This is a genomic window from Paraburkholderia sp. Ac-20342 (assembly GCF_017104985.1).
In the GTDB taxonomy this organism is placed as follows: Bacteria; Pseudomonadota; Gammaproteobacteria; order Burkholderiales; family Burkholderiaceae; genus Paraburkholderia.
Genome location: NZ_JAAGPQ010000020.1, coordinates 61,996 through 83,799, shown reverse-complemented (window position 1 = coordinate 83,799; position 21,804 = coordinate 61,996). Strand labels below are relative to the sequence as shown.

Here is a 21,804-nt window from a genome sequence, read left to right as displayed (position 1 = left end):
GAGTTGTCCGCAATGCGCGGACCGGCGATCCGGGCGGGAAGCCTGCCAGGACTGGCGCTCAGCGAATTTCCCGGGCATTCGCACATTATTCGCCACACGCATATTTGACAAATATTCGTTTGGCGAATATATTGCAAATATTCGTCTCGCAGATATTTTGCCATGCTTCATCTCATCGCTCAGGCAGACCAGATGGCCCAACTGCTCGCCGCCAGCCGGCGGCAGGCCGGCCTCACGCAAACCGAGGCGGCCGCGCGCATCGGCGTCAGCCAGAGCCGCGTTTCGTCGCTCGAAACCGACGCGAGCGCGCTTACGCTCGCCCAGTTGCTCGCGCTGTGCGGCGCCTACGGCCTGCAGTTGCAGATGCTCGACAAAAACCAGCCGGTTGCCGAACCGGCGCCGATCATCGAGTGGTGAGATGGGGCGCGCGACTCACGCACGGGCATTGTCGGTCTGGGCCAACGGTGAGCGCGTCGGCATCTGGCGCCTGCCCTCGCGCGGCCCGATGGAATTCTCCTACGATCTCCCGTGGATCGCCTCGGCCGCGGGCCGGCCGCTGTCGCTATCGCTGCCGTTCACGCCCGGCAACTGGCCGCACAAAGGGCCGCGCGTGCTCAACTACTTCGACAACCTGCTGCCCGATAGCGACGTCATCAGAAAACGCATCGCGCAACGCTACCAGACCGAAACGCTCGACGCATTCGATCTGCTGCGGGCGATCGGCCGCGACTGCGTCGGCGCGGTCCAACTGCTCGGCGAAGACGACAGGCCCGACGGCGTCGGCCGCATCGAGGGCACCCCGCTCACGGACGACGAGATCGAGGCGCTGCTCGCGCAAACGGTCGGCGGCCCGGCGCTCGGCGCACCCGACGAAACCGACGACTTCCGCATCTCGCTCGCGGGCGCCCAGGAGAAAACCGCATTGCTCTGGCACGACGGCAAATGGCAGCGGCCGCACGGCGCCACGCCCACCACGCATATTTTCAAGCTGCCGCTCGGGCTCGTCGGCAACCGGCTCGCCGATCTCAGCACGTCGGTCGAAAACGAATGGTTGTGTCTGCAGATTCTGCGCGAGTACGGCCTGCCGGCCGCGAACGCCGAGGTGCTGAGATTCGGCAAGCAGCGCGTGCTCGCCGTCGAGCGCTTCGACCGGCAGATGCATTCGAGCGGCCAATGGCTGCTGCGTCTGCCGCAGGAAGACTTCTGCCAGGTGTACGGCGTGCCGTCGCATCGCAAGTACGAAAACGAAGGCGGCCCGGGCCTGCGCGATCTTGCGCGGATTCTCCAGCAATCGGTCGACGCGCGGCAGGACCTCGAAACGCTGCTCGCCAGCCAGATCCTGTTCTGGATGCTCGCGGCGCCGGACGGCCACGCGAAGAATTTCAGCATCCGCCTGCTCGCGGGCGGCTACTTCCGGCTCACGCCGCTCTACGACGTGATGTCGATCTGGCCGGTGGAGGGCAACGGCCCGAACCAGTGGTCGTGGTACAAGGCACGGCTCGCGATGGGCCTGTGGTCGCGCAGCAAGCACGATGCGTTTCGCGACGTGCAGCGGCGCCACTTCAACGCGATGGCGCTGAAATGCTCCTACGGCGCCGACGCCGAGCCGCTGATCGCGCGCCTCATCGAACAGACGCCCGCGGTGATCGAGCGGGTCGCGGCACGGCTGCCCGAGCGGTTTCCGGGCAAGGTCGCGGAGCGGATTTTCAAAGGCCTGAAAAGCTCGGCGGCGAGGCTCGAAAAGATGCCGGCAAGCTAGGCTCGCACGGAACTCATGCGCGGCATACCCTACAGATACGTCATCGTTTCATCGGTAAAATTCGTTTTGATGCGAAATACATCAAAAATGGCGGGCATGCCCGTTGCGTCCTTCGCAGGGCCGGCGTCGGCTGATGGCCCGACAAAATCATAAATTGTGAATTTTTTTACGGTACATTTGCTGTCCCCCGCGCCGGCGCGGTATGTGTATTGACTGCGCGCGGCTGCGCAGTGTCTCTCGCACCGCGCTTTTCCTGTACCTTTTCTGTACCTTTTAAGACGGCGGATTCTTACGCAGTATGGCCAACGAAACAAACTCACCCGACTCCATCGCGGTTGCCGAGCGCGTGCGCGAGTTGATGAGCCGGCATGGAATCGGCAAACGCCAGCAAACCACGGAACTATGCCGCATCCTCGATCTGAGTTTTTCCCAGGGACACCGCAAGCTGCGCGGCAATAGCCCCTGGACCCTCTCGCAGATCAAGAAAGTCGCCGAAGTGTTCGACGAACCGGCGGCGCAGCTGTTCGGCGCGCAATCGCTCGATCCGGGCGTGGTCGGCGCGGTCGCCCAGGAAGCGGTGTTCTGCATCGGCTCGACCGAGCTTGCCTGCACCGCCTGGGTCGGCGCCGCGCTCGAAGCGGGCAGCCGCCCCGAGTTCGTCGCGTATGCGCGGCTCGGCCAATGGCGCGTCGCGCGCCATGACGGCACGCTGTACCAGAGCGCCTACGAAGTCCACAAGATCGAGATCTATCCGCGCCGCGCCGAGACCGACAAGCCGACCATCGCCGTCGTCGACGACGATCAGGCAAGCGCCGACAACCTGCGCGACTACCTCGAACGCAGCGGTTTCGCGGCGGTGGCGATCTACGGACTCGCGACCTTCACCGAGCAGTTGCAGACCCAGGTGTTCGACGGCGTGATCATCGACTGGCTGTTCGGCGCGCAGACGTCGGCCGCCGCGATCGGCGCGGTGCGCGGCTCGGAGAATCCGGACGCGCCGATCTTCGTGCTGACGGGCGAGCTGCTCACCGGCAAGGCGAGCGAGTCGGAGATCAGCCAGGTGATCCGCAACTACGACGTCGCGTGTTACGAGAAGCCCGCGCGCATGGCGATTCTCGTCGCGGATCTGTCGAAGCGCCTGAACCGGCCGTGACGCGGCGGCGCTGAAGCGCCGCGCGCCTCACAGCGCATGCCGCGCCGCTAACGCCCGCTGCAGCGCATTGCGCAAATCACCGTAATGTACCGGCTTTAATAACGCCTCGAAGAATTCCGGCGAGCCGCCTTCTCCTTCCCGCACGACCTCCGGCGCATAGGCGCTGACCACGATTACCGGCACGCCCGCCGACGGCCCGCCGCGCGTCGCGAACTCCGCGAGAAACGTATAGCCGTCGCGCTCCGGCATATGCAGATCGAGCAGCACCACGTCGCAACGGTGCGTGTCGAGCCACGCAAGCGCGTCGTCGGCATTGCCGAGCGCATGCGCGTCATAGCCCATGTGCGCGACCATTTCGCTGAACGACTCGCGGATCAGCCGGTTGTCGTCGACGATCAGCACGCACGGCCGCGCGCCGCCCGGCTCGGCCTGCGCCGCGACACCGGTCGGCTCGACCGTCGAGACCGGCACGACCGGAATCGTCACCGTGAAGGTCGTGCCTTCGCCGAGCGTGCTCGCGACGTCGACCGTGCCGCCGAACAGCTTCACGAGCCCCTGCACGATCGTGAGTCCCATCCCCGCACCCTCGTAGCGGCGCGTGCGCGAGGCGTCGAGTTGCGTGAACTCCTGGAAGATCAGCGGAATCTGCGCGTTCGGCACGCCCGGCCCCGTATCGCTGACGACGAAGCTCAGCAGCGCCGGCCGCTGCAGCAACCGTACGCGCACGGTGCCGGTTTCGGTATAGCGGATCGCATTCGTGACGAGGTTGCTGACGATCTGGCGGATGCGGTGCGGGTCCGACTCGACGAGCCCGCTCACGCCGCTCGCCTCGCTGTCGAGCTTGAGCCCGCGCGCTTCGGCCGACATCGTGTGTTCGTCGACGATCGACGCGAGCAGCTCGCGCGGCTCGAAATGCTCGTGCCGCAATTCGAGCTTGCCGGCACCGAGGCGTGCGTAGTCGGTCAGGTCCTTCATCTGCGCTTCGAGATGGCGCGCCGCGGTTTCGAGCCGCTGGATCACCTTGCGGTCGGCCTCCGAGTGATAGTTGAAGCCGAGCAGTTCGACCGACGACACGATCGCATGCAAGGGCGTGCGCAACTCATGGCTGATCATGCCGAGAAACGCGTCCTTCGCGAGACTCGCCTCGCGCGCCGCGCGGCTTGCCTGATGCTCGGCGTCGAGCGCCGCGCGCTGCTGATGCATGAGCCGCGCGCGGCGCCGGCCGTTCAGCACGAGCAGCAGCGTCGCCGCCGCCGACAGCAACAGCAGCAACAGCCCGCCCGCGAACAGCATGCGGCGCTTGTCGATGAAATCGCGGTTCATCGCCTCGCGGTCGGCGACGTCGGCGAAACGGCGCGAGAGCGCGAGATCGTTGACCTCGTTCCAGTGCTGGCGCAGTTTGGAGACGATCTGCGCGGCGCCGCCGCGGTCTCGCGGCAGCGCGTCGACCTCGGGCTGGATATCGTCGAGCACCTGTTCGAGCGCCCCGATCTCGTCGAGCTGACGCTGCAGCAGCGCGAGTTGCGCGGCGAGCCGGTGCGTCGAGCCGTCGATTACGCGCAGCTTCGATTGCAGCAGCTGGAAACGCAGTTGCAGCCGCTGATAGTCGTCGTCGACACCGGACTGATACAGCAGCAGTTGGCTCTCGAAGCGCCCGTACGCGATCTGCAACTGCGCGGCGTCCCAATAGAAACCGTCATAGGTGCCGGTCAGTTGCTCGGTCACGCGCGGGTTCAGCAGATTCGCATAGAGCAGATAGCCGATCGCGCCGGCCGGTGCCGCCAGCGCGGTGAGCCAGATCAGCACGTGGAACACGCGGCGCCACGGACTGCGCACTATTTGACGATGAGAGCCTTGATCTGCCATACGAATTTCGAGTCGCCGAGCGCGCCCGTCAGTTCATCGGGAAACTCGTCGCGCGGGTAGATGAGGAACAGCGGCCCGAAGTCGCTGATTTTCAGGCGCTGGCCGTTCATGCTGTACGCGACGATCACGCCGTAGCGCTCGGCGTCCGAGACCGGCACGGTGTAGGTGTAGTCGTCGAAGGTACGGAATTCGATCTCGCGGCCGGTTGCGCCGACCGTCTTCAGAACGTCGGCGAGCAGCGGACCCGTGAAGGTCGAGCGCGGCGTCCAGGTGGTCCCGGTCGTGATCGAATGAACGGGCAGCGCAAGCAGCTGGGCTTCGCTGAAATGATAGACGCGATGCGCCGCGTCGTTCGTGTTGCTGATCTTGCCCCACACGTCGAGCGTGAGCGGCGGCGCCTGCGCTGGCTCCTGCGCTTGCGCGCAGCAGGCGGTCAGCGCGAAGGCGAGCGCCATCATCCAGCGCACAGGTCCGAGCGCGCCGCTTGCGCTGATTGCGCCGCGCAGTGTTGCAATGACTTTGGCCATCGACTTTCTTATCCGTTTTTCGTTGATCCGCGGGATCGGCCCGCGGCGCGACTCCGCCGGGATGGCGCGCGACGCTTTCCCCACTCCCCTTGCTCCCTTGCCCCGCCCTCGTGGGTCGCCGCCCCTGCGTCAACAGGGTGGAGACGGCGCTCCCGCTACCCGCCGCGACCGCCGCGATCTCATGCGATACGTCGTGCCGCGCCGCCGAACGCGTGTCACCCCCGACACGCTATCTTTGACCCGCATGCATAATATCGCCAAAATCCAGTGTCGCAAAAACGGGGACCGCCGCGCCACGCCGGCGAGCTTCCCGTGCCTGCCGAGACACTCGCCCGCCACGCGCCACGCAGCGCTTCGACAGCCATGAACAAGCCGGTCCTGCCCCTCACCTACGAACAGCTCGATCACTGGATCGAATCGCTGCAACCCGCCTTGCTCGCCGAGCGCTTCACGATGGCGCTCGGCATTCTACGCGGCGGCGCGCCGCTCGCGCTGATGGTGTCGCACGCGGTTGGCACGCCGGTCGCGTTCCTGCGCTACGACCGCGGCGCGCGCGAGGTCGCGTGGGATTCGACGCTGCCGGTTCCGCCTCGCGGCTCGAAGGTGCTGCTGTGCGAGGACATCGCCGGGCGCGGCTTCACGCTCGTCGATTGCATCGCGTTCCTGCAGGCGGAAGGGCTCGAAGTGAAGACGCTGACCGGCGCCGTCGACGATCTGAGCCGCACGCAGCCCGACTACGCGATCGACGCGCGCGGCTATTTCGCACTGTTTCCGTGGGAGCGCCAGGCGTACACCGAGCGTTATCGCGACGACTGGGCGCGCGTCGAGGCCGGCGCCGCGTCCGCCATGGCCGACGACCACGAGTACGCGGCCTACGCGATCGACCTCGACGGCATCCTGCTGCCCGACGTGCCGCTCGCGCGCTACGACGAAGACCTCGCCGCCGCGCTCGCCGAACGCGACGCGCTGCCGCCGTTCGAGGTGCTGCCCGGCATCGATCTGCGGCGCGTTCGCGCGATCATCACCGGCCGCCCGGAGATGGATCGCGCGCGCACCGAGGCATGGCTCGCGCGGCACGGCTTCGCGCATCTGCAACTGGTGATGCGCGCGCCCGGCCGGCACGACGAGAGCCCCGCCGGCGCGGCCGCGCACAAGGCGGGCGCGGCGCTGCGCGCGGGCGTCACGCATTTTGTCGAAAGCGATCCGGTGCAGGCGCTGCTGATCGCGCAGCAGGCGCCGCTTTTGCGCGTGATCTGGTGGGATGCGCTGACGCGCACGGGGATGCTGGTCGGCGCGCGGGCGTGGAGCTGAGCGGGCTGCGCTGAATTTCGCGGGGTTTCGCTGAATCTCGCGAGCCGTCGCGCTACGTCTCCTTCCCCTCGCGCGGCTGCAAATGCCGCGTGGCCCGCTGCGACGCTACGACGATCAGCTTCATGGTCGCACGCGTCGCGCCGACGAACAGCTTGCGCGCGCTGCGCTCGTCGAATGCGTCGAAGTCGATCTCGGTGAAAATCACACACGGCGCGGCCTGGCCCTTGAAGCGATAAATCGACTCGAACAGCACATCCCCTTCGCGATACTCGGGGTTGCCGAACAGATCGTATTTGCCGGTGAAACTGCGCAGCCGATGCGGCCCGAGCTGATCGAGCGCGCTCATCGCCGAACCCTCGCGGCCGCGAAACGACAGCACGGCGATGTCCTGCTTGCGAAAACCGAGCGACAACGCCTGCGTGATCGCGCGCTTGGTCGCGTCAATGACGCCGTCGGCGCCCTGCGCCTCGTCGTAGACCGACAGCGAAACCTCGGAGCCGTCGAACGGACTGCCCGAGGCGAGCGCCGCGGCGAGCGGCACCGACGCGCCGAGCACCTCGCGCAGATAGTCGAGAATGTCGCGCGGGCTCCGGTAGTTGGTGGTTTCCTTCAACGTGGTCCAGCCCGGCAGCGTGACCGGCTCGCGCATATAGAGGTTCTGCAGCGGGTCTTCGAGCCACCACCACGCGCCGCCCGGGCGCAGCAGCCGCTCGAGGGCGGCCACCCACGGCTGCTGGAAGTCCTGCCCTTCGTCGACGATCAGCACGTCGAATTGCCAGCGCGGTTCGATCGGCGTATCGGCGAACACCGCTTCCAGCCGATCGAACACCTGGGCGGACTGGAAATCGGGCGTGCGGCCCGCATCGCGCGCGACCCAGTCGCACAACTGGTGATAGTTCGCGACCTTCGCCTCGGGCGGCGCGACCCGCGCGATGTGATCGGCGAGTGGCCGGTTGAAACACACATAGAGCGGACGCTGGCCGCGCGCGACCGCATCCTTCATCACCTGCACCGCGAGCTGGGTCTTGCCCGAGCCCGCCGTGCCGATCACGCGCAGCCGGAACGGCGCGAATTCGAGCCGCCGCGCCCACGTCGCGAGCCCGCCCGCGAGACGCGTGACGAGCGTGCCTGCCTGCCCGACGAGCGCGCTCGTATCGGGCGTGAGCGCGAGTTCGTCGGCGAGAAAGTGGTGGATTTTCGAGGCGCAGGCAAGGCGCGGCTCGTCGGCCGGCAGCGCTTCGCGAATCACGGCCGCGAGCCGGTCGCGCCGGTTCGCGTCGACGATGCGCGCCGGGTTCACGCCGGCAATCGCCGCATCCTTGACGATGTGATCGGGACAGTACAGCAGCTCCTCGATGAAATACGTGCCGGCGCCGAACGCCGCGGTGAAGCGCCGATGCAGCCCCTCGATCGTATGCGCGAGCGCGATCGCGACATTGCGCTCGGTCTGCAGATAGACCTTGACGAGCCCTTTCGGCGTTTCGCGCAGAAAACCCGTTTTCTGTTCGACGATCATCACGCGCCCCGCCGGGCTCACGATCACGAAATCGGCCTCGCCGAACACCGAGAAGTTCTGGTTCAGGCGCGTCCAGTGCACGCCGTGGTAGACCGTGTAGTCGGCCGGCAGCGCCTTTTCGAGCAGCGCCAGCGTTTCGCGTTCGCGCGCGGCCGCGCCGGTCGCTTCGAGGCTCTTCCAGTCGTCGGGAACAATACGGGCCATGCAGTGCCTCAATGGGAGAAGCGTGTGGATGAAGTGCGTGGTTCAGATGCGCAGATGCATGCGCCAGGACGCGCGATCCGGTGTGCGGCCATTGTACGCAACGCCGTCGCACGCAGCAGAGCCACGCCCGCACTCGCGCGCGCATCGTGTATCGTTACCGGCGAACGCCGCGCGCGAGGCGCGGCTTACCCACCGTAAAAGAAAAGGATTCGCCGGATGATTACGATCTGGGGACGCACCAATTCGGTCAACGTCCAGAAAGTCTTGTGGTGCTGCGACGAACTCGTGCTGCCGTTCGAGCGCATCGACGCCGGTCTGCAATTCGGCCGCAACAACGAACCCGACTATCTCGCGATGAATCCGACCGGCAAGATTCCGACGCTGGTCGACGACGACTTCGTGCTGTGGGAATCCAACTCGATCCTGCGCTATCTCGCGATGCAATACGGCGAATCGAGCCTGCTGTATCCGGCCGAGCCGAAGCTGCGCGCGAGCGTCGACCGCTGGCTCGACTGGTCGCTGTCGACACTGCAGCCCGCCGAGCGCCCGGTGTTCTGGACGCTCGTGCGCACGCCGGCGGAGCAGCGCGACATGGCCCGGCTCGCCACCGATGTCGCCGCCGTCGGCCAGTTGTGGCGCCTGCTCGACGCGCATCTGCAAGGACGCTTCTTTCTCGAAGGCGAGAAGTTCACGCTGGCCGACATCGTGATCGGCGCATATGCGAAGCGCTGGTTCGGGCTCGACGGCATCGAGCGGCCGCCGCTGCCGAATCTCGAGCGTTGGTATTCGCGCATCGCCACACGCTCGGGCTTCAGGAAATACGTCGACTTTCCGCTAACTTGAAGTGGCGTCCGGAGCTGGCGCTCGGTCACGGCCGGGCACGGCATCACGTGGAGACCTCTATAATCGACGCATGAAGATCGCCAAGCCCGTCGCCAAGCCCGCCGCAACCGGCCCTCAGGCCACTCCCGCCCATTCCGCCGATGCTCACGGCCATCATGCGCATCATGAGGCCGCGCACACGCATGGCGCCTCGCAGGAAGCCGCCCTCGCGCTCGCCGAGGAATATTGCCGCGAGCGCGGCGAAAAGCTCACGCCGATCCGGCGTAAGGTGCTCGAACTGCTGCTGAATTCGGGGCGCGCGACCAAGGCGTATTCGCTGCTCGACGAAATGCGCCAGATCCATCCCGGCTCGGCGCCGCCGACCGTCTACCGCGCGCTCGACTTCCTGCTCTCGGCCGGCCTCGTGCATCGGATCGAATCGATCAACGCCTTCACCGTGTGCCACGACCTGACGCAGTGCCAGCACGGCATTCTCGTGGTCTGCCAGCAATGCGGCAGTGTCACCGAGTTGCACCAGCCGAAGCTGCGCCAGTCGCTCGTCGCGCAGATCGAAGACGCGGGCTACCGCCTCGCGAGCGATGAAATCGAGTTGAAGGGATTGTGTTCCGCCTGCCAGGCGCAACAGGCGGAAGGTGCCGCAACGCGGGTGGCCGCGGCGAAGTAATCATCGCGGCTCAAGCATGCGCCGGCACCAGGTCAGGCGCGGCTGGCGCACCCGGTGCGCAGGTTGCGCCAATCGCGCGGCAGCGCCTTGCCGCGCACTCCGGCCGGGATTCGCCGCGACGCTCAACCGGCCGCGCGTGCGTCGATCGCGTCGTGCAACAGCGTCACCAGATCGTCGGGCAAGGCGGGTTTGGTCATGAAATGCTGAAAGCCTTCGCCGATGCTGCGCAGACGGTAGGCGTCGTCGGTATGGCCGGTGAGGGCCACGGCCACCGCCGGCGAATGACCGCCGCAAATCTCGTGGTCGCGCAGCCGCTGGATCAGATAGAAGCCGTCCATCGTCGGCAGATCGAGATCGCAGACGACCGCATCGGGCAACAGGCGCATTGCCGCTTCCACGCCCTCTTCCGCATCCGCCACCGCGCAAACCTTCGCGCCTTCCGCCTCGAGTAACAAGGTCAGCGACTCCCGGCTGTCCGGGTCGTCCTCTACCAGCACGATCGTGGCGTGATCGAGCCTCATTGCTCCGTTCATCTTCTGTTGTTGCTCTGGAAAAGCGGTTAGGCCGTCCGAACCGGCCAATGTTTCACTCTGCTGCTTGCCGCCGATCTGCGCGGCTACGGTGTTGCTGTCCATGGTTCCGACTCGATTTCGCACGCCGAGTTGCAGACAGGTTCGCGATTGTAAAACATCGCGCTCATCACCTTCCCGAGTACAACGCGTGCGCACGGTAACGCGCCAAAATTGCACGCTGATGAAAAAACGGCCGCCGGTATTCACCGCGCTTCGCCTGCCCGTCTTCCCCAGTATTGCCACGGCTCGCCGATTGCCGGCAACCGATTTACCGGCGCGGCTCGTGCCCAACCCCGCTCGCATGGGCCGTGCCACTCGGCATTGTCTCGTTTCTTTTCTGCCCGTCGAATTGCTTGCGCGGCTGCGACGCCCTCGTTTGTTGCACGTGGGTTACACGCGGGTTACGCGCGGCGGCCGCGTTCATCCCGCCTCGGTCTCCATGAATAGCACGTCACGTGCCTTGCCGCAGTGCTTCGCGGCGCGCGAAACGCGTTCGCACGAGAAGCCGTCGGTACGCAGCCGATAAGACCGGCAGCGGCGCTGTCATCATGGGCACGCTAGTGTGCGCTTGCCGCGCCTGGCGCATTTTGCAGAAGCTTAGGCTTGAACGGCCGACCTTGCGCAAGCCGCGGCCTGGCAGGGCCGGCTCGAAGCCTTGCTCATCGAATGGGTTTGCGGCGATGCGGCGCGGCTCGGGATTGATCCGCCGAATGAAGCGCCGAATGAAGCGCCGAATGAAGGGACAAAGGAAGCGACAAAAGCGACGTTCGAGGACGGGAAAAAGAAACACGGAATTGGACGGGCGTCTGAAGGGCGTTCGCAAGAGTCGTCTTGAGCGAGCCTCACTTGAACTTCACTTGCCCTTCTTCGCGCCGATGCCGTGCATCAGCAACGCGACCGCATGGCGCGCGATCTCCTCGCCGCCGATGTTGCGCCGCATCGGATCGTTGCCCCACAGCTTCGAGGTCGCGAGCGGCAGGATCGTCATGCCCAGCAACGTGACGAACACGAGCGCGGGTTCGAGCGCCGCGTTCAGACGCCCCTCTTTCTGCCAGCGCGCGATGGCCGATAGCGAGGCCTTCTGATTCGCATTGCCGAAGCGCTCGTGCATGCGCTGGCGCAGCAGCCCGCCGTCGCTGATGACTTCGCGCACCCATAACGACGCAAACCACGGATAGTCGTCCGCGACCTGCACGAGCCGCCGCGCGAGCTGCGTGATCGCCGCGACCGGATCGTCGGGATTCTCCTGGAACGGCACGCCGAAGCTCGCGCGTAACGGTGCGAAACATTCATCGATCAGCACGTCGAGCAACTGATCGCGTGTCTTGAAGTAGTAATGCACCATCGCGGGCGTGAAGCCGGCTTCGCGCGCGATCTCGCCGAGCGAAGTCTCTACGATGCCCTGCTTCGCGAATAGCCGGAGCGCCGCATCGAGCAAACGGGCGCGTTGCTCGGGACCGCGTGCGGCGCCGGTCGGCCGGCCCGGACGGCGGGCAGCGGGCGATGCGGCGCTCGTGTCGGTTGCTGTATCAGTTGCCGCATCGGTTGCAGTATCCGCGTGTGCCGTAGCTTGTGCTGCCTTGACGGTGCCGCGCTTCGACGAACCGCGCTCGGCATTACGCTCCTGAGCGCTACCCCGCGCACGCGGCGACGATGCCACGTTCACCGTGGGGTTATCAACCGCGGAGCCATCTGACGAGATCCTTGCCATTGCATTCAATTTGACGTGAGAGACAATGTCGAATATATTAATCTCTCAATTAATTAATTTCAATGCGTCTCCGCCATGGAACAACCCGCCACGACCCAGCCGGTCGAATCCGCGCCGCCGGATTCGCGGTCTGCTTCGGCCGCCGACCATCCGCCGATCCGGTTGCTGTTTCCGGCGCTGCTGCTGGTCATGCTGCTCGCCGCGCTCGATCAAACGATCGTCTCGACCGCACTGCCGACCATCGTCGGCGAACTCGGCGGGCTCAACAACCTGTCGTGGGTCGTGACCGCCTACCTGCTCACCTCGACGATCGTCGTACCGCTGTATGGCAAATTCGGCGACCTGTTCGGCCGCAAGATCGTGCTGCAAACCGCGATCGTCGTGTTCCTCGTCGGCTCCGCGCTGTGCGGCATCGCGCAGAACATGGGCCAGCTGATCGTGTTGCGCGCGCTGCAAGGGCTCGGCGGCGGCGGCCTGCTCGTCGTGACGATGGCCGCGATCGCCGACGTGATTCCGCCCGCCGAACGCGGCCGCTATCAAGGCGTGTTCGGCGGCGTGTTCGGTCTTGCCACGGTCATCGGCCCGCTGCTCGGCGGCTTTCTCGTCGAACACCTGACGTGGCGCTGGATTTTCTATATCAACCTGCCGCTCGGCATCGTTTCGCTCGTCGTGATCGGCGCGGTTTTCCGACCGCACGTTCGTCACGTGAAGCATACGATCGACTATATGGGCGCCGCGTTTCTCGCCGGCGCGCTAACCTGCATCATCCTGTTCACGAGCCAGGGCGGCACGATCCTGCCGTGGTCGTCGCCGCAACTGTGGTTCACGCTCGGCATGGGGCTCGTGTCGATCTGGGGCTTCATCCACGAAGAACGCAGCGCGGTCGAACCGATCATGCCGCTCGAACTGTTCAGAGACCGCACGTTCGTGCTGAGCAGTCTCATCAGCTTCATCATCGGCGTGTCGCTGTTCGGCTCGGTAACGTTCATCCCGCTCTACCTGCAAGTGGTGAAAGGCTCCACGCCATCTGAGGCCGGCATGCAGATGCTACCGATGATGGGCGGGCTCTTCATCATGTCGATGGTGACCGGCCGTGTCATCAGCAAGATCGGCAAGTACCGCATGTTCCCGATCATGGGTACGTGTCTCGTATCGATCGCGATGCTGCTACTCGCGCGCCTGCAGATCGACACGCCGATCCATGTGATGTATCTGTACATGGGCCTGCTCGGCTTCGGTCTCGGCATGGTGATGCAGGTGCTGGTTCTCGCCGTTCAGAACACCGTCGAGTTCCGGCATATGGGCGTCTCGACATCGGGCGTGACGCTGTTCCGCTCGATCGGCGGCTCGATCGGCGTCGCCAGTTTCGGCGCGGTGTTTTCGAACGGCCTCGCCGCGCGCCTCGAAAAGCTGATTCCCGCCGATACCGAACTGCCGCACGCCCTGGGCCCTGCCGCGATTCAACAGTTGCCCGAAGCATTGCGCAACGATTATCTGCATGCGTTTTCCGGTGCGCTGCACACGGTGTATCTGTCGGCCGCGTGCGTCGTGGTGCTCGCTTTCGCACTCGCGTGGCTGCTGAAGGATCATCCGCTGCGCAAGCAATAATCCCGACGTGCCTGCATCCTGATGCAAGCACTTAACGATGACGCTCTCGCGAGGCCGTACGCAAAACGCGTCGGCCTCGCTTCATTTCATTGCCCGTTTCATTGCCCATCCCGCTCTTCTCTACTCGCGCAATGCGTTCACTCGCAAACGACGTGCAAAAAGCCATACGTCCATTCGTTCTCAACGCATGAGCACTGTTTCGTCCTGCTTCCGAATGTGTGCTAGCGCACACAGGTCGGGTATGAAAGCAGATTGACGTTCCCGGCGAAACGCCACATATTGGAAATAGCGGCAACGTAGGCGCGGCCTACGTCTGCGAGACTCTCCGGCGCATGTGGATCGTGATTCCGCGGACCAGCTTCCAGCCTCAACACGATCCGGAGCATGCCTTTACGGCATCGTTTTCCACAGGTGGGTCCACGGCATGTCCATACAGACCGCAACCGGCCATAGCTTTCCGATGCCCTGCAAACGCTGCGGCGGCGCGCTGTACCGGCAGGTTGCGCGCTGCCCGTATTGCGGCGCCGCGCATCCCTTCGATGCGGATGCGGCCCCCGCCCTGCATCCTCACACACGCACCGAAATACCGGGCAGTTGCGCGAGCACGATGCATAAGCCCTTACAGAGTTTCGAAACCGGGCTGAACGCATCGGACCCGCAGGACGAGAGAAGCCTCGTCGCCCATCCGGCGCGCCATGACGAAGTCTGGCCCCGCAAGCCGGCCATGCGCACGGCGCTCGTCTCGCCCGATACGCCGGATCCGCTGCTCGAAGAAGAACCTGTGTATGTGCCGCGTAATACAACGCGGACGATCCGACGCGTGCTGTATGTGCTCGGCGCGCTTGTCGCCATTGCCCTGGCGTATGTCGGCTATACCCTCTTTAGCGATGGCGCCGACAACGAGGATGAAAGTGCCGATGCAATTAATCAGGATGCCAGAATGACGACCGGCACGATCGCGCCACTAGCGTCGGCGCCTTCCGTCACGCAATCGCTGACCGCGAATTCACCGGCCGCGGTCAGGCCCACGACGCCAGTCGTTCCGGTTACGCCTGTCGCACCTGTCGCGCCACCGGTTCTCGCCGCGCCCGCGAAACCGCCGATGCAGTTCCGCGACGCGACGCGGGCACTCGATGCTGCGCGTCTCGCGTTGCGCGGCAATGATCTGTCCAAGGCACAAGCCGCGCTCGCCGCCGCGCAAACGTTACAACCGGGCAACGCCGACGCGAAAGATCTGGCCGCGCAGTTACGTCCCCTCACCGAGCGCCGCGACAGCGCGTTGCAGGCCGCGCAGGCTTGCGTCGCGCAACAGTCGTGGCCGTGCGCGCGTCAGCACGCGAACGAGGCTCTGGCGATCGACAGTGGCAACGACATGGCGAAGAACATTCTCGAACGTGTGATTCGCGAGACCGGCTGGGCGCCGCTCAATCCGCACGCGTCGGCCACCGGCGCGGCACAAGGCAAGCCGATCGCGCAAACGCAACTGCAAACGCCGCCGCCTCGACGCGATTAACAGGAGAGCGACAGCAGATCGGCAACAACGCGCACACTCGCACGCACGCTCGAAAGGCAGGAAATCGTCTCGCCGCCTTCCGGCATGCAATTTTTTATCTGGATACCGAATAAATTGCCATGCTCCATACCAACGCACACCTTATCGTGCTTTCTCTGAGCGGAAACAGACGGATCCAGGCATCGCGGCACCTCGAACATGACATCACAGCCGGATCACTGGCGCTTCGCGCGCGCCGACGCGGGAAGCTCGATAAACCTGACCGATAGGTAGAGACCATGCTGAAGAGACTTCTCGCGGGATGGCTGGGGCTGGCGGCGCTGGTCGTGGGTTCGCTGGCAAGTGCGGAACCGGCTCACTACAAGATCGTCACGGGGCCCGAGCGCGGCACGTATATCCAGTTCGGCAACGATCTGGCGAAATGGGTGGCGCAACCGGTCGGCATCGATCTGGAAGTGGTCGCCTCGAAAGGCTCGGCCGAAAACGTGCAGCGCATGCGCTTCGAGCCCGGCGTAAAGCTCGCGCTCGTGCAGTCCGACGTGTACCAGGCATTCGTCGACATGGCGAACTCGGGCAACCCCGAAGCGGGCACGACGATCCGGCCATTGCGGCTCATCATGCCGCTCTACGACGAGGAGATCAACGTCGTCGTGCGCGCGGATTCGCCGCTGAAAACGCTGGCCGACATCAAGGACAAAACCATCAGCGTCGGCCTGCTCGGCAGCGGCACCGCGCAGTCGGCAACGACGCTTTATCGCCTGATGTTCGGCCAGCCGATTCCCGAGCAGAACATCCAGCACCTGAGCAACGAGGACGCGCTCGCCGCATTGATCGTGAAGAAGATCGACGTCGCGATCATCGTGGTCGGGCAGCCCGCCAAGCTCTTCAACGACATGAGTCCCGACCTGCTGCAACAGTTGCGCCTGCTGCGCGCCGACCCCAATGCGCCGGAAACGAACCGCGCGAAGCAGACCTACTTCCCGACCACGATCCGTCAGAGCAGCTATCCGGGCTGGCTCAAGGAAGACGTGCCCGGCCTGACCGTGAAGGCGTTTCTCGTGACCTACGACTACGGTCTGCGCGATACCGTCAGCAATCTGAATCATTTCGCCGACTCGCTGTGCGCGAACTTCGACAATCTGCAGGAGCACGGCCATCCGAAATGGAAACAGGTGAAGCTCGAACTGCCGACGCTCGTGCGCGGATGGAAGTACTACGGCCCCGTCGAAAAACATCTGCGCGCCTGCATCGCGAACCGCGGCGCGGCGATAAACGCGGCGGCGGCTCAAACCACTCAGCCCACCCAGGCCGCGCAGAAACCGCGCACGCCCTGCACGGACCAGGAGCGCCTGCTTCTGCTGTGCAAATAGCGCTTGCCGGTAGGGCAAAAACGCGAGCGTTCAAACGCGCTCGCGCTGCGTCGCACCCGCCACGGCACTCGCTTCCATCGCCCGCTGCAATGCCTCGTAGACCTTCGGGCGATTGCATTGCGATACGTTAAAGCGCAGAAAGCCCGCGGCCGCCCGCGATGCGCTGAACACGTTGCCCGGCGCGAACACCACGCCGGCCGACAACGCATGACGCGCGATCTCGGCGCCATCGAGCCCATCGGGTAGACGCGCCCACACGAACAACCCCGCGCGCGGCCGCGTCCAGATATCAAGGCCCGCATAGCCGAGACGCCGGATCGTCTCGCCCATCGCATCGGCAAGCTTCGCGCGCATCGCTTCGAGATGGCGCCGATAGGTGCCGTCCACGAGCATGCGATGCACGACGCCCGCCGCGAGCTGGCCGTTGCCGAACGACGTCGCGAGCTTCAGATCGATCAGCGGCTCGATCCATTCGGCGCGCGCGGCGATATAGCCGCAGCGCACCGCCGCCGACAGCGTCTTCGACAGGCTGCCGATCGACACCACGCGCGCGAGCCCGTCGAACGCGGCAAGACGCGGCGCGGCTTCGTCCTCGAAGTCGGCGAAGATGTCGTCCTCGACGATCAGCAGATCGTGCTCGCCCGCGAGCTTGAGCAGCCGATGCGCGACGGCCGGCGCGAGCGTCGCGCCGGTCGGATTGTGAATCGCCGAGTTGGTCACGTAGAGGCGCGGACGATGCTCGATCAGCGCGCGCTCGAATGCCGCGAGATCCGGTCCTTGCGGCGTATACGGCACGCTCTCGATCCGCACGCGGTGCGCGCGCAGCAAGGCCTGGAAATTGAAGTAGCACGGATCGTCGATCAGCACCGTATCGCCCGGTTCGAGCAGGAAGCGACACACGAGGTCGAGCGCATGCGTGGCGCCGTCGGTCAGCATGATCTGCTCGGGCGGCGCATCGACGCCATGCTGCGCGAGCCGCCATGCAAGCTGCTGACGCAGCGCCGGCCAGCCGGCCGGACTCGCGTAGTCGGCAAGCGATGCCTGCGGGTCGCGCGCGACCGCGCGCAGCGCGCGGCGCACGCCGTCTTCGGGCAGCCACGACGCCGGCATCCAGCCGCAGCCCGGTTTCAGCACTTTCGAGTCCGTTTCCAGCGACTGCCGCGTGAGCCACAGCGGATCGACCTCGCGATCGAGGCGCGGCCCGAGATCGGCGAGCGCGAACGGCGGCGCATGGCCCGACACGAAGAAACCGGAGCCGCGCCGCGCGACGATCACCCCTTCGGCGACCAGACGATCGTAGGCTTCCACCACCGTCGACTTCGACACGCCGAGCGTGCCGGTCATCGCGCGGATCGACGGCACGCGCGAGCCCGGCATCAGCGAACGGCTCGCGATGCGCTCGCGCAGGCTGTTCATCACGCGCTCGACCCGGGTGCCCGAAGGCGCCCCGCTGTTCCCGTTTTCCGTCATCTGTACTGCTCCATGTTCAATACAGTTTGTGCAAAGTGTACTGATCTGTAGCTTACCGTTTCCGGCACCGGAGCGCATCATGGTGCTTCCTCGACAGGCGGGATAACTTCAATGGACAAGACAACCAACGGCTGGCTCAGCGGTCTCGCCGGCGTGCTGATTTTCAGCGGTTCGCTGCCGGCCACGCGTCTTGCCGTGCAAGGGCTCGACCCGGTGTTTCTGACCGTCGCGCGCGCGACGATCGCGGGTCTCCTCGGCCTGCTACTGTTGCTCGCGTTTCGCGAGACGCGGCCCGTGCGGCGCGACGTGCTGCCGCTCGTCGTGGTCGCGCTCGGCGTCGTGGTCGGTTTTCCGCTCCTGACGGCACTCGCGCTGCGTCACGTGAGCGCCGCGCATGCGGTCGTGTTTATCGGCCTGCTGCCGCTTGCGACCGCGATCTTCGGCGTGCTGCGCGGCGGCGAGCGGCCGCAGACCGCGTTCTGGCTGTTTTCGGCGCTCGGCAGCGGTGCAGTCGTCGCGTTCGCGTTGCGGCACGGCGTCGACGCTTCGCCGCTCGGCGACGCGCTGATGCTCGCCGCCATCGTCGTCTGCGGGCTCGGCTATGCGGAAGGCGCGCGCCTCTCGCGCCATCTCGGCGGCTGGCAGGTGATCTCGTGGGCGCTCGTGCTGTCGCTGCCGCTGATGCTGCCGCTCGCGTGGTGGACGCGGCCCGCCTCGTTCGCGGGCATCGGCGCGGCGGCACTGTGGGGCCTCGCCTACGTGTCGCTCTTCAGCATGCTGATCGGCTTCGTGTTCTGGTATCGAGGGCTCGCGCTCGGCGGCATCGCAGCGGTCGGACAGTTGCAGCTGTTGCAGCCGTTCTTCGGCCTGCTGCTCGCGGGACTGCTGCTGCACGAACAGGTGCCGCCGTCGATGATTCTCGTCACCGTCGTCGTGGTCGCCTGCGTGGCCTTCGCGCGGCGTTTCTCGCGCGCGGCGCCGGCGCGGCGCGCCGCCTGACACCCGGGCCGGCCAAAACCGCCGGCCTTTTTCGGGATCGAATCGCGCGGCCCGCGGGTCGATATGTCATCATGCCGACGATGGCTCACCCCCTGCCCCGCGCCGCGACCGCCGATGCCGACCGCCTTTGCCCAAACCGTCGAAGCCCGTTTTGCCGAACTCACGCCGACTTCGAAACGCGTCGCCAGCTACATGCTCGCGAACCTCGACCGGCTCGGCCTCGAGACCGCTGACCAGATCGCGCAGCAAGCCGGCACGAGCGGCATCTCCGTCGGCCGCTTTCTGCGCAGCATCGGCTACCGCAATCTCGACGATCTCAAGCGCGAACTGCGCGGCACCACACAGCAACGTCCGTGGCTCATCACCGACCGGCTCGATGCGTTCCGCCGCGGCACGCACGAAGCCGCTCACGCGCAAGGCGGCACGCCCGCCGCCGGCGATGCCGGCGCTTCGTCTGCGCGCGACGCGACGCTCGCGCAATCGCTCGAACTCGAAATCGGCGCGATCCAGCATGTGTACGAACTCGCGCGCTCGCCGGTGTTCGCGCGCGTCGCCGAACGCATCGCGCATGCCGAGGCCATTTACATTCTCGGCATCCAGTCGACGCGCGGCATCGGCAATGCGTTCTACAGCTACCTCGAATACATCCGCCCGCGCGTGTTCTATTCCGACGGCATGTCGGGCTCCTACGTCGATTCGCTGAACTCGGAATTCAACGCACCGTATCTGATCGTCACCGACACGCGCGCGTACTCGGCCATCGCGCGCCGCTATTGCGAAGCCGCCTCGCGCCGCGGCCTGCCCTTCGCGCTCGTCACCGACATTTACTGCCCGTGGGCGCGCGATTTCGAGGGCGATCTTCTGCAGGTGAAGACCGACGTCGGCCAGTTCTGGGATTCGCTCGCACCGCTCACGTGCCTGTTCAATCTGCTGATCTCGGCCGTGGTGGAGCGGCTCGGGCCGGCCATCGACGAGCGCGTCGCGCGCAACCGCGAATTGCAGAGCGAATTCGATCAGTTCGATCTTTGAGGCCTCGGCTCTCGTACGCTCCCACGCATAGCGGGGATTTTTGACCCGCTTCAAATCTGCTCGCGCGGCAGGCATAGTCGAAATCTTTGCCGGCAACACGCCAGGAACGCTCATGAGCCCGACCCGATCCACGTCCCCGCCCACTACTGCCAACCCAGGCTCACCCGGCACGCCACGGATTCGCGACGCCACCGAGGCCGATCTCCCCGCGATCCAGGCCATCTACGCGCACCACGTGCTGACCGGCGTCGCTTCGTTCGAGGAAACGCCGCCGTCGGTCGACGAACTGCGCATGCGGCTCGCGTCGGTGCGCGGTCACGGCCTGCCGTACATGGTCGCGGAACTCGACGGCGAGGTGGCCGGCTATTGCTACGCCACGCTGTATCGCCCGCGCGCCGCCTATCGCAACACGATCGAGGACTCGATCTACGTGAGCGACGCCTATCGCGGACGCGGCCTCGGGCGTGTGCTGCTGCAGGCGCTGATCGAACGCTGCGAAAGCGGGCCGTGGCGCCAGATGATCGCGGTAATCGCCGATGGCGGCAGCGGCGGCTCCCTGTCTTTACACAGCCAGCTCGGCTTCGAGTTGACCGGCACGCTGAAGGCGGTCGGCTACAAACACGGCCGCTGGCTCGATACGACGCTGATGCAGCACACGCTCGGCCGCGGCGCTTCGAGCGCCCCCGACGACGCGATCAGCGGCTGATGCGAGCCTCCGGGGCGAACCCATGAGGCGAGCCGCGCTACCTGGCCCGCGCGCTGGTGGCGCGCGGCGCTGCCGCGTTAAAATCCGGGCATGCCGAACACGCCGCCTTCCGCCCCGCCCGCGCCCGCCGGTTCCAGCCATCCGGCAAGCGCGTCGCCGCGCAACGAATACACCGTCGACGAACTCGCGCGCGTCAGCGACACGACCGTGCGCAACGTGCGCGCCTATCAGGATCGCGGTCTGCTCGCGCCGCCGGAAAAGCGCGGCCGCGTCGGCGTGTACGACGACACGCACGTCTCGCGTCTGAAGCTCATCAACCATCTGCTCGCGCGCGGCTACACGCTTGCGAACATCCAGGACCTCATCAAGGCCGTCGACGAGGGTCACGACCTGCGCTCGATCCTCGGGCTCGAAACCGCCATTGGCGGACGCTGGTCGCGCGAGCGGCCGAAAAAATATTCGCTGATCGAGCTGGTGCAGATGTTCGGCGACAAAGCCTCGCCGAGCGCGCTCGCGAAAGCGGTCGAGCTCGGGCTGCTCGAACGCAATGGCCTGTCTTTCGTCTCTGCCAATCCGACCGCGCTCGCCGCGGGCGCGACGATGGCGAAGGAAGGCATCCCGCTCACCGACCTGCTCGACGCGGTGAGCATCGCGCGGCCGCATTTCAACGCGGTCGCGAAAGCGCTCGTCGATCTGGTCGTGCGTCAGCTCGACCGCTATGAAGCCGATGCGCTGCCGCCGCCCGCCGACGTACCCGCGCTCGTCGACGCGATCTGGCGCTTGCGGCCGCTGGCGAGCGTGCTCGTCGAAAGCGAAATGAACCGCGCGCTCGAAGAAGCTTCCGGCGATTATCTCGGCGACCGCGTCGCCGCAATCATGGAAAAGAAGCTCGGCCACTCCGCGGACGGCGAAACGGCAAAACGCGCGGCGCAGAAAAAAAGTAAGACGAAGAAGTAAGCCGGGCACCCACACCGCTTTGCGAA

At 65.7% G+C, this 21,804-nt stretch carries 19 protein-coding genes; 13 read left to right on the top strand and 6 right to left on the bottom strand.

Annotation, left to right across the window (positions count from 1 at the left end):
- The first annotated feature begins 162 nt into the window (after positions 1–162).
- The 3 genes from G3N58_RS11170 to G3N58_RS11160 all read left to right on the top strand — a co-directional run bounded on the left by G3N58_RS11170 (position 163) and on the right by G3N58_RS11160 (position 2,912).
- Entirely contained in the window at positions 163–417 is a 255-nt protein-coding gene (locus tag G3N58_RS11170; protein WP_167049847.1) for a helix-turn-helix transcriptional regulator, read from the top strand.
- A gap of 1 nt (position 418) precedes the next feature.
- Entirely contained in the window at positions 419–1,759 is a 1,341-nt protein-coding gene (locus G3N58_RS11165) for a type II toxin-antitoxin system HipA family toxin (RefSeq protein ID WP_167049845.1), read from the top strand.
- A 298-nt stretch (positions 1,760–2,057) separates the two neighbouring features.
- Positions 2,058–2,912, top strand: coding sequence for a helix-turn-helix domain-containing protein (locus G3N58_RS11160; RefSeq protein ID WP_205999184.1), 855 nt, complete (start codon positions 2,058–2,060; stop codon positions 2,910–2,912).
- A 27-nt stretch (positions 2,913–2,939) separates the two neighbouring features.
- Here G3N58_RS11160 and G3N58_RS11155 read toward each other — a convergent pair whose 3' ends face one another.
- Positions 2,940–4,778 (bottom strand): ATP-binding protein, encoded by a 1,839-nt coding sequence (locus tag G3N58_RS11155; RefSeq protein WP_167049841.1) that lies wholly within the window; start codon positions 4,776–4,778, stop codon positions 2,940–2,942.
- Positions 4,748–5,305, bottom strand: a complete 558-nt coding sequence (locus G3N58_RS11150; RefSeq protein WP_205999183.1) for a molybdopterin-dependent oxidoreductase — start codon at positions 5,303–5,305, stop codon at positions 4,748–4,750. The genes G3N58_RS11155 and G3N58_RS11150 overlap by 31 nt, the downstream gene beginning before the upstream one ends.
- Before the next feature lie 363 nt (positions 5,306–5,668).
- Between G3N58_RS11150 and G3N58_RS11145 the strand changes: the two genes are divergently transcribed.
- Positions 5,669–6,616, top strand: a complete 948-nt coding sequence (locus tag G3N58_RS11145) for a phosphoribosyltransferase (RefSeq protein ID WP_167049837.1) — start codon at positions 5,669–5,671, stop codon at positions 6,614–6,616.
- A gap of 52 nt (positions 6,617–6,668) precedes the next feature.
- On the opposite strand, the gene G3N58_RS11140 is transcribed toward G3N58_RS11145, so the two are convergent.
- Positions 6,669–8,336 (bottom strand): ATP-binding domain-containing protein, encoded by a 1,668-nt coding sequence (locus tag G3N58_RS11140; protein WP_205999182.1) that lies wholly within the window; start codon positions 8,334–8,336, stop codon positions 6,669–6,671.
- Between the two features lie 216 nt (positions 8,337–8,552).
- Between G3N58_RS11140 and G3N58_RS11135 the strand changes: the two genes are divergently transcribed.
- The gene (locus tag G3N58_RS11135) at positions 8,553–9,179 is read left to right on the top strand and encodes a glutathione S-transferase (RefSeq protein ID WP_205999181.1); all 627 of its coding nucleotides are present in this window, start codon (positions 8,553–8,555) and stop codon (positions 9,177–9,179) included.
- Positions 9,180–9,249: 70 nt separating this feature from the next.
- The gene (locus G3N58_RS11130; protein WP_167049831.1) at positions 9,250–9,843 is read left to right on the top strand and encodes a Fur family transcriptional regulator; all 594 of its coding nucleotides are present in this window, start codon (positions 9,250–9,252) and stop codon (positions 9,841–9,843) included.
- Positions 9,844–9,965: 122 nt separating this feature from the next.
- On the opposite strand, the gene G3N58_RS11125 is transcribed toward G3N58_RS11130, so the two are convergent.
- Positions 9,966–10,478: a response regulator gene (locus tag G3N58_RS11125; RefSeq protein ID WP_167049829.1), complete on the bottom strand. Its 513-nt coding sequence runs from the start codon at positions 10,476–10,478 to the stop codon at positions 9,966–9,968.
- A gap of 790 nt (positions 10,479–11,268) precedes the next feature.
- The gene (locus tag G3N58_RS11120) at positions 11,269–12,126 is read right to left on the bottom strand and encodes a TetR/AcrR family transcriptional regulator (protein WP_205193380.1); all 858 of its coding nucleotides are present in this window, start codon (positions 12,124–12,126) and stop codon (positions 11,269–11,271) included.
- 75 nt (positions 12,127–12,201) lie between these two features.
- Here G3N58_RS11120 and G3N58_RS11115 point away from each other — a divergent pair, with 75 nt between their 5' ends.
- The 3 genes from G3N58_RS11115 to G3N58_RS11105 all read left to right on the top strand — a co-directional run bounded on the left by G3N58_RS11115 (position 12,202) and on the right by G3N58_RS11105 (position 16,617).
- On the top strand, positions 12,202–13,734 hold the full coding sequence (locus G3N58_RS11115; RefSeq protein ID WP_167049825.1) for an MDR family MFS transporter: 1,533 nt from the start codon (positions 12,202–12,204) through the stop codon (positions 13,732–13,734).
- A 424-nt stretch (positions 13,735–14,158) separates the two neighbouring features.
- Positions 14,159–15,247, top strand: coding sequence for a hypothetical protein (locus G3N58_RS11110; protein ID WP_205999180.1), 1,089 nt, complete (start codon positions 14,159–14,161; stop codon positions 15,245–15,247).
- A 278-nt stretch (positions 15,248–15,525) separates the two neighbouring features.
- Positions 15,526–16,617 (top strand): TAXI family TRAP transporter solute-binding subunit, encoded by a 1,092-nt coding sequence (locus tag G3N58_RS11105; protein ID WP_167049821.1) that lies wholly within the window; start codon positions 15,526–15,528, stop codon positions 16,615–16,617.
- Between the two features lie 30 nt (positions 16,618–16,647).
- Here the strand turns inward: G3N58_RS11105 and G3N58_RS11100 are convergent, their stop codons facing one another.
- Complete coding sequence (locus tag G3N58_RS11100; protein WP_167049819.1) at positions 16,648–18,087, bottom strand: PLP-dependent aminotransferase family protein; 1,440 nt, start codon at positions 18,085–18,087, stop codon at positions 16,648–16,650.
- A 111-nt stretch (positions 18,088–18,198) separates the two neighbouring features.
- Between G3N58_RS11100 and G3N58_RS11095 the strand changes: the two genes are divergently transcribed.
- From G3N58_RS11095 to G3N58_RS11080, 4 genes are all read left to right on the top strand, one after another.
- A complete protein-coding gene (locus G3N58_RS11095; RefSeq protein ID WP_205990790.1) occupies positions 18,199–19,086 on the top strand; it encodes a DMT family transporter in 888 nt (295 codons plus the stop codon).
- A 114-nt stretch (positions 19,087–19,200) separates the two neighbouring features.
- Complete coding sequence (locus G3N58_RS11090) at positions 19,201–20,115, top strand: MurR/RpiR family transcriptional regulator (RefSeq protein WP_167049815.1); 915 nt, start codon at positions 19,201–19,203, stop codon at positions 20,113–20,115.
- Positions 20,116–20,227: 112 nt separating this feature from the next.
- Positions 20,228–20,821 carry a GNAT family N-acetyltransferase gene (locus G3N58_RS11085; RefSeq protein ID WP_205999179.1) on the top strand — a complete coding sequence of 198 codons (594 nt, stop codon included), beginning with the start codon at positions 20,228–20,230 and terminating at the stop codon, positions 20,819–20,821.
- A gap of 90 nt (positions 20,822–20,911) precedes the next feature.
- Positions 20,912–21,778, top strand: coding sequence for a MerR family transcriptional regulator (locus G3N58_RS11080; RefSeq protein ID WP_167049811.1), 867 nt, complete (start codon positions 20,912–20,914; stop codon positions 21,776–21,778).
- Positions 21,779–21,804: the final 26 nt, after the last annotated feature.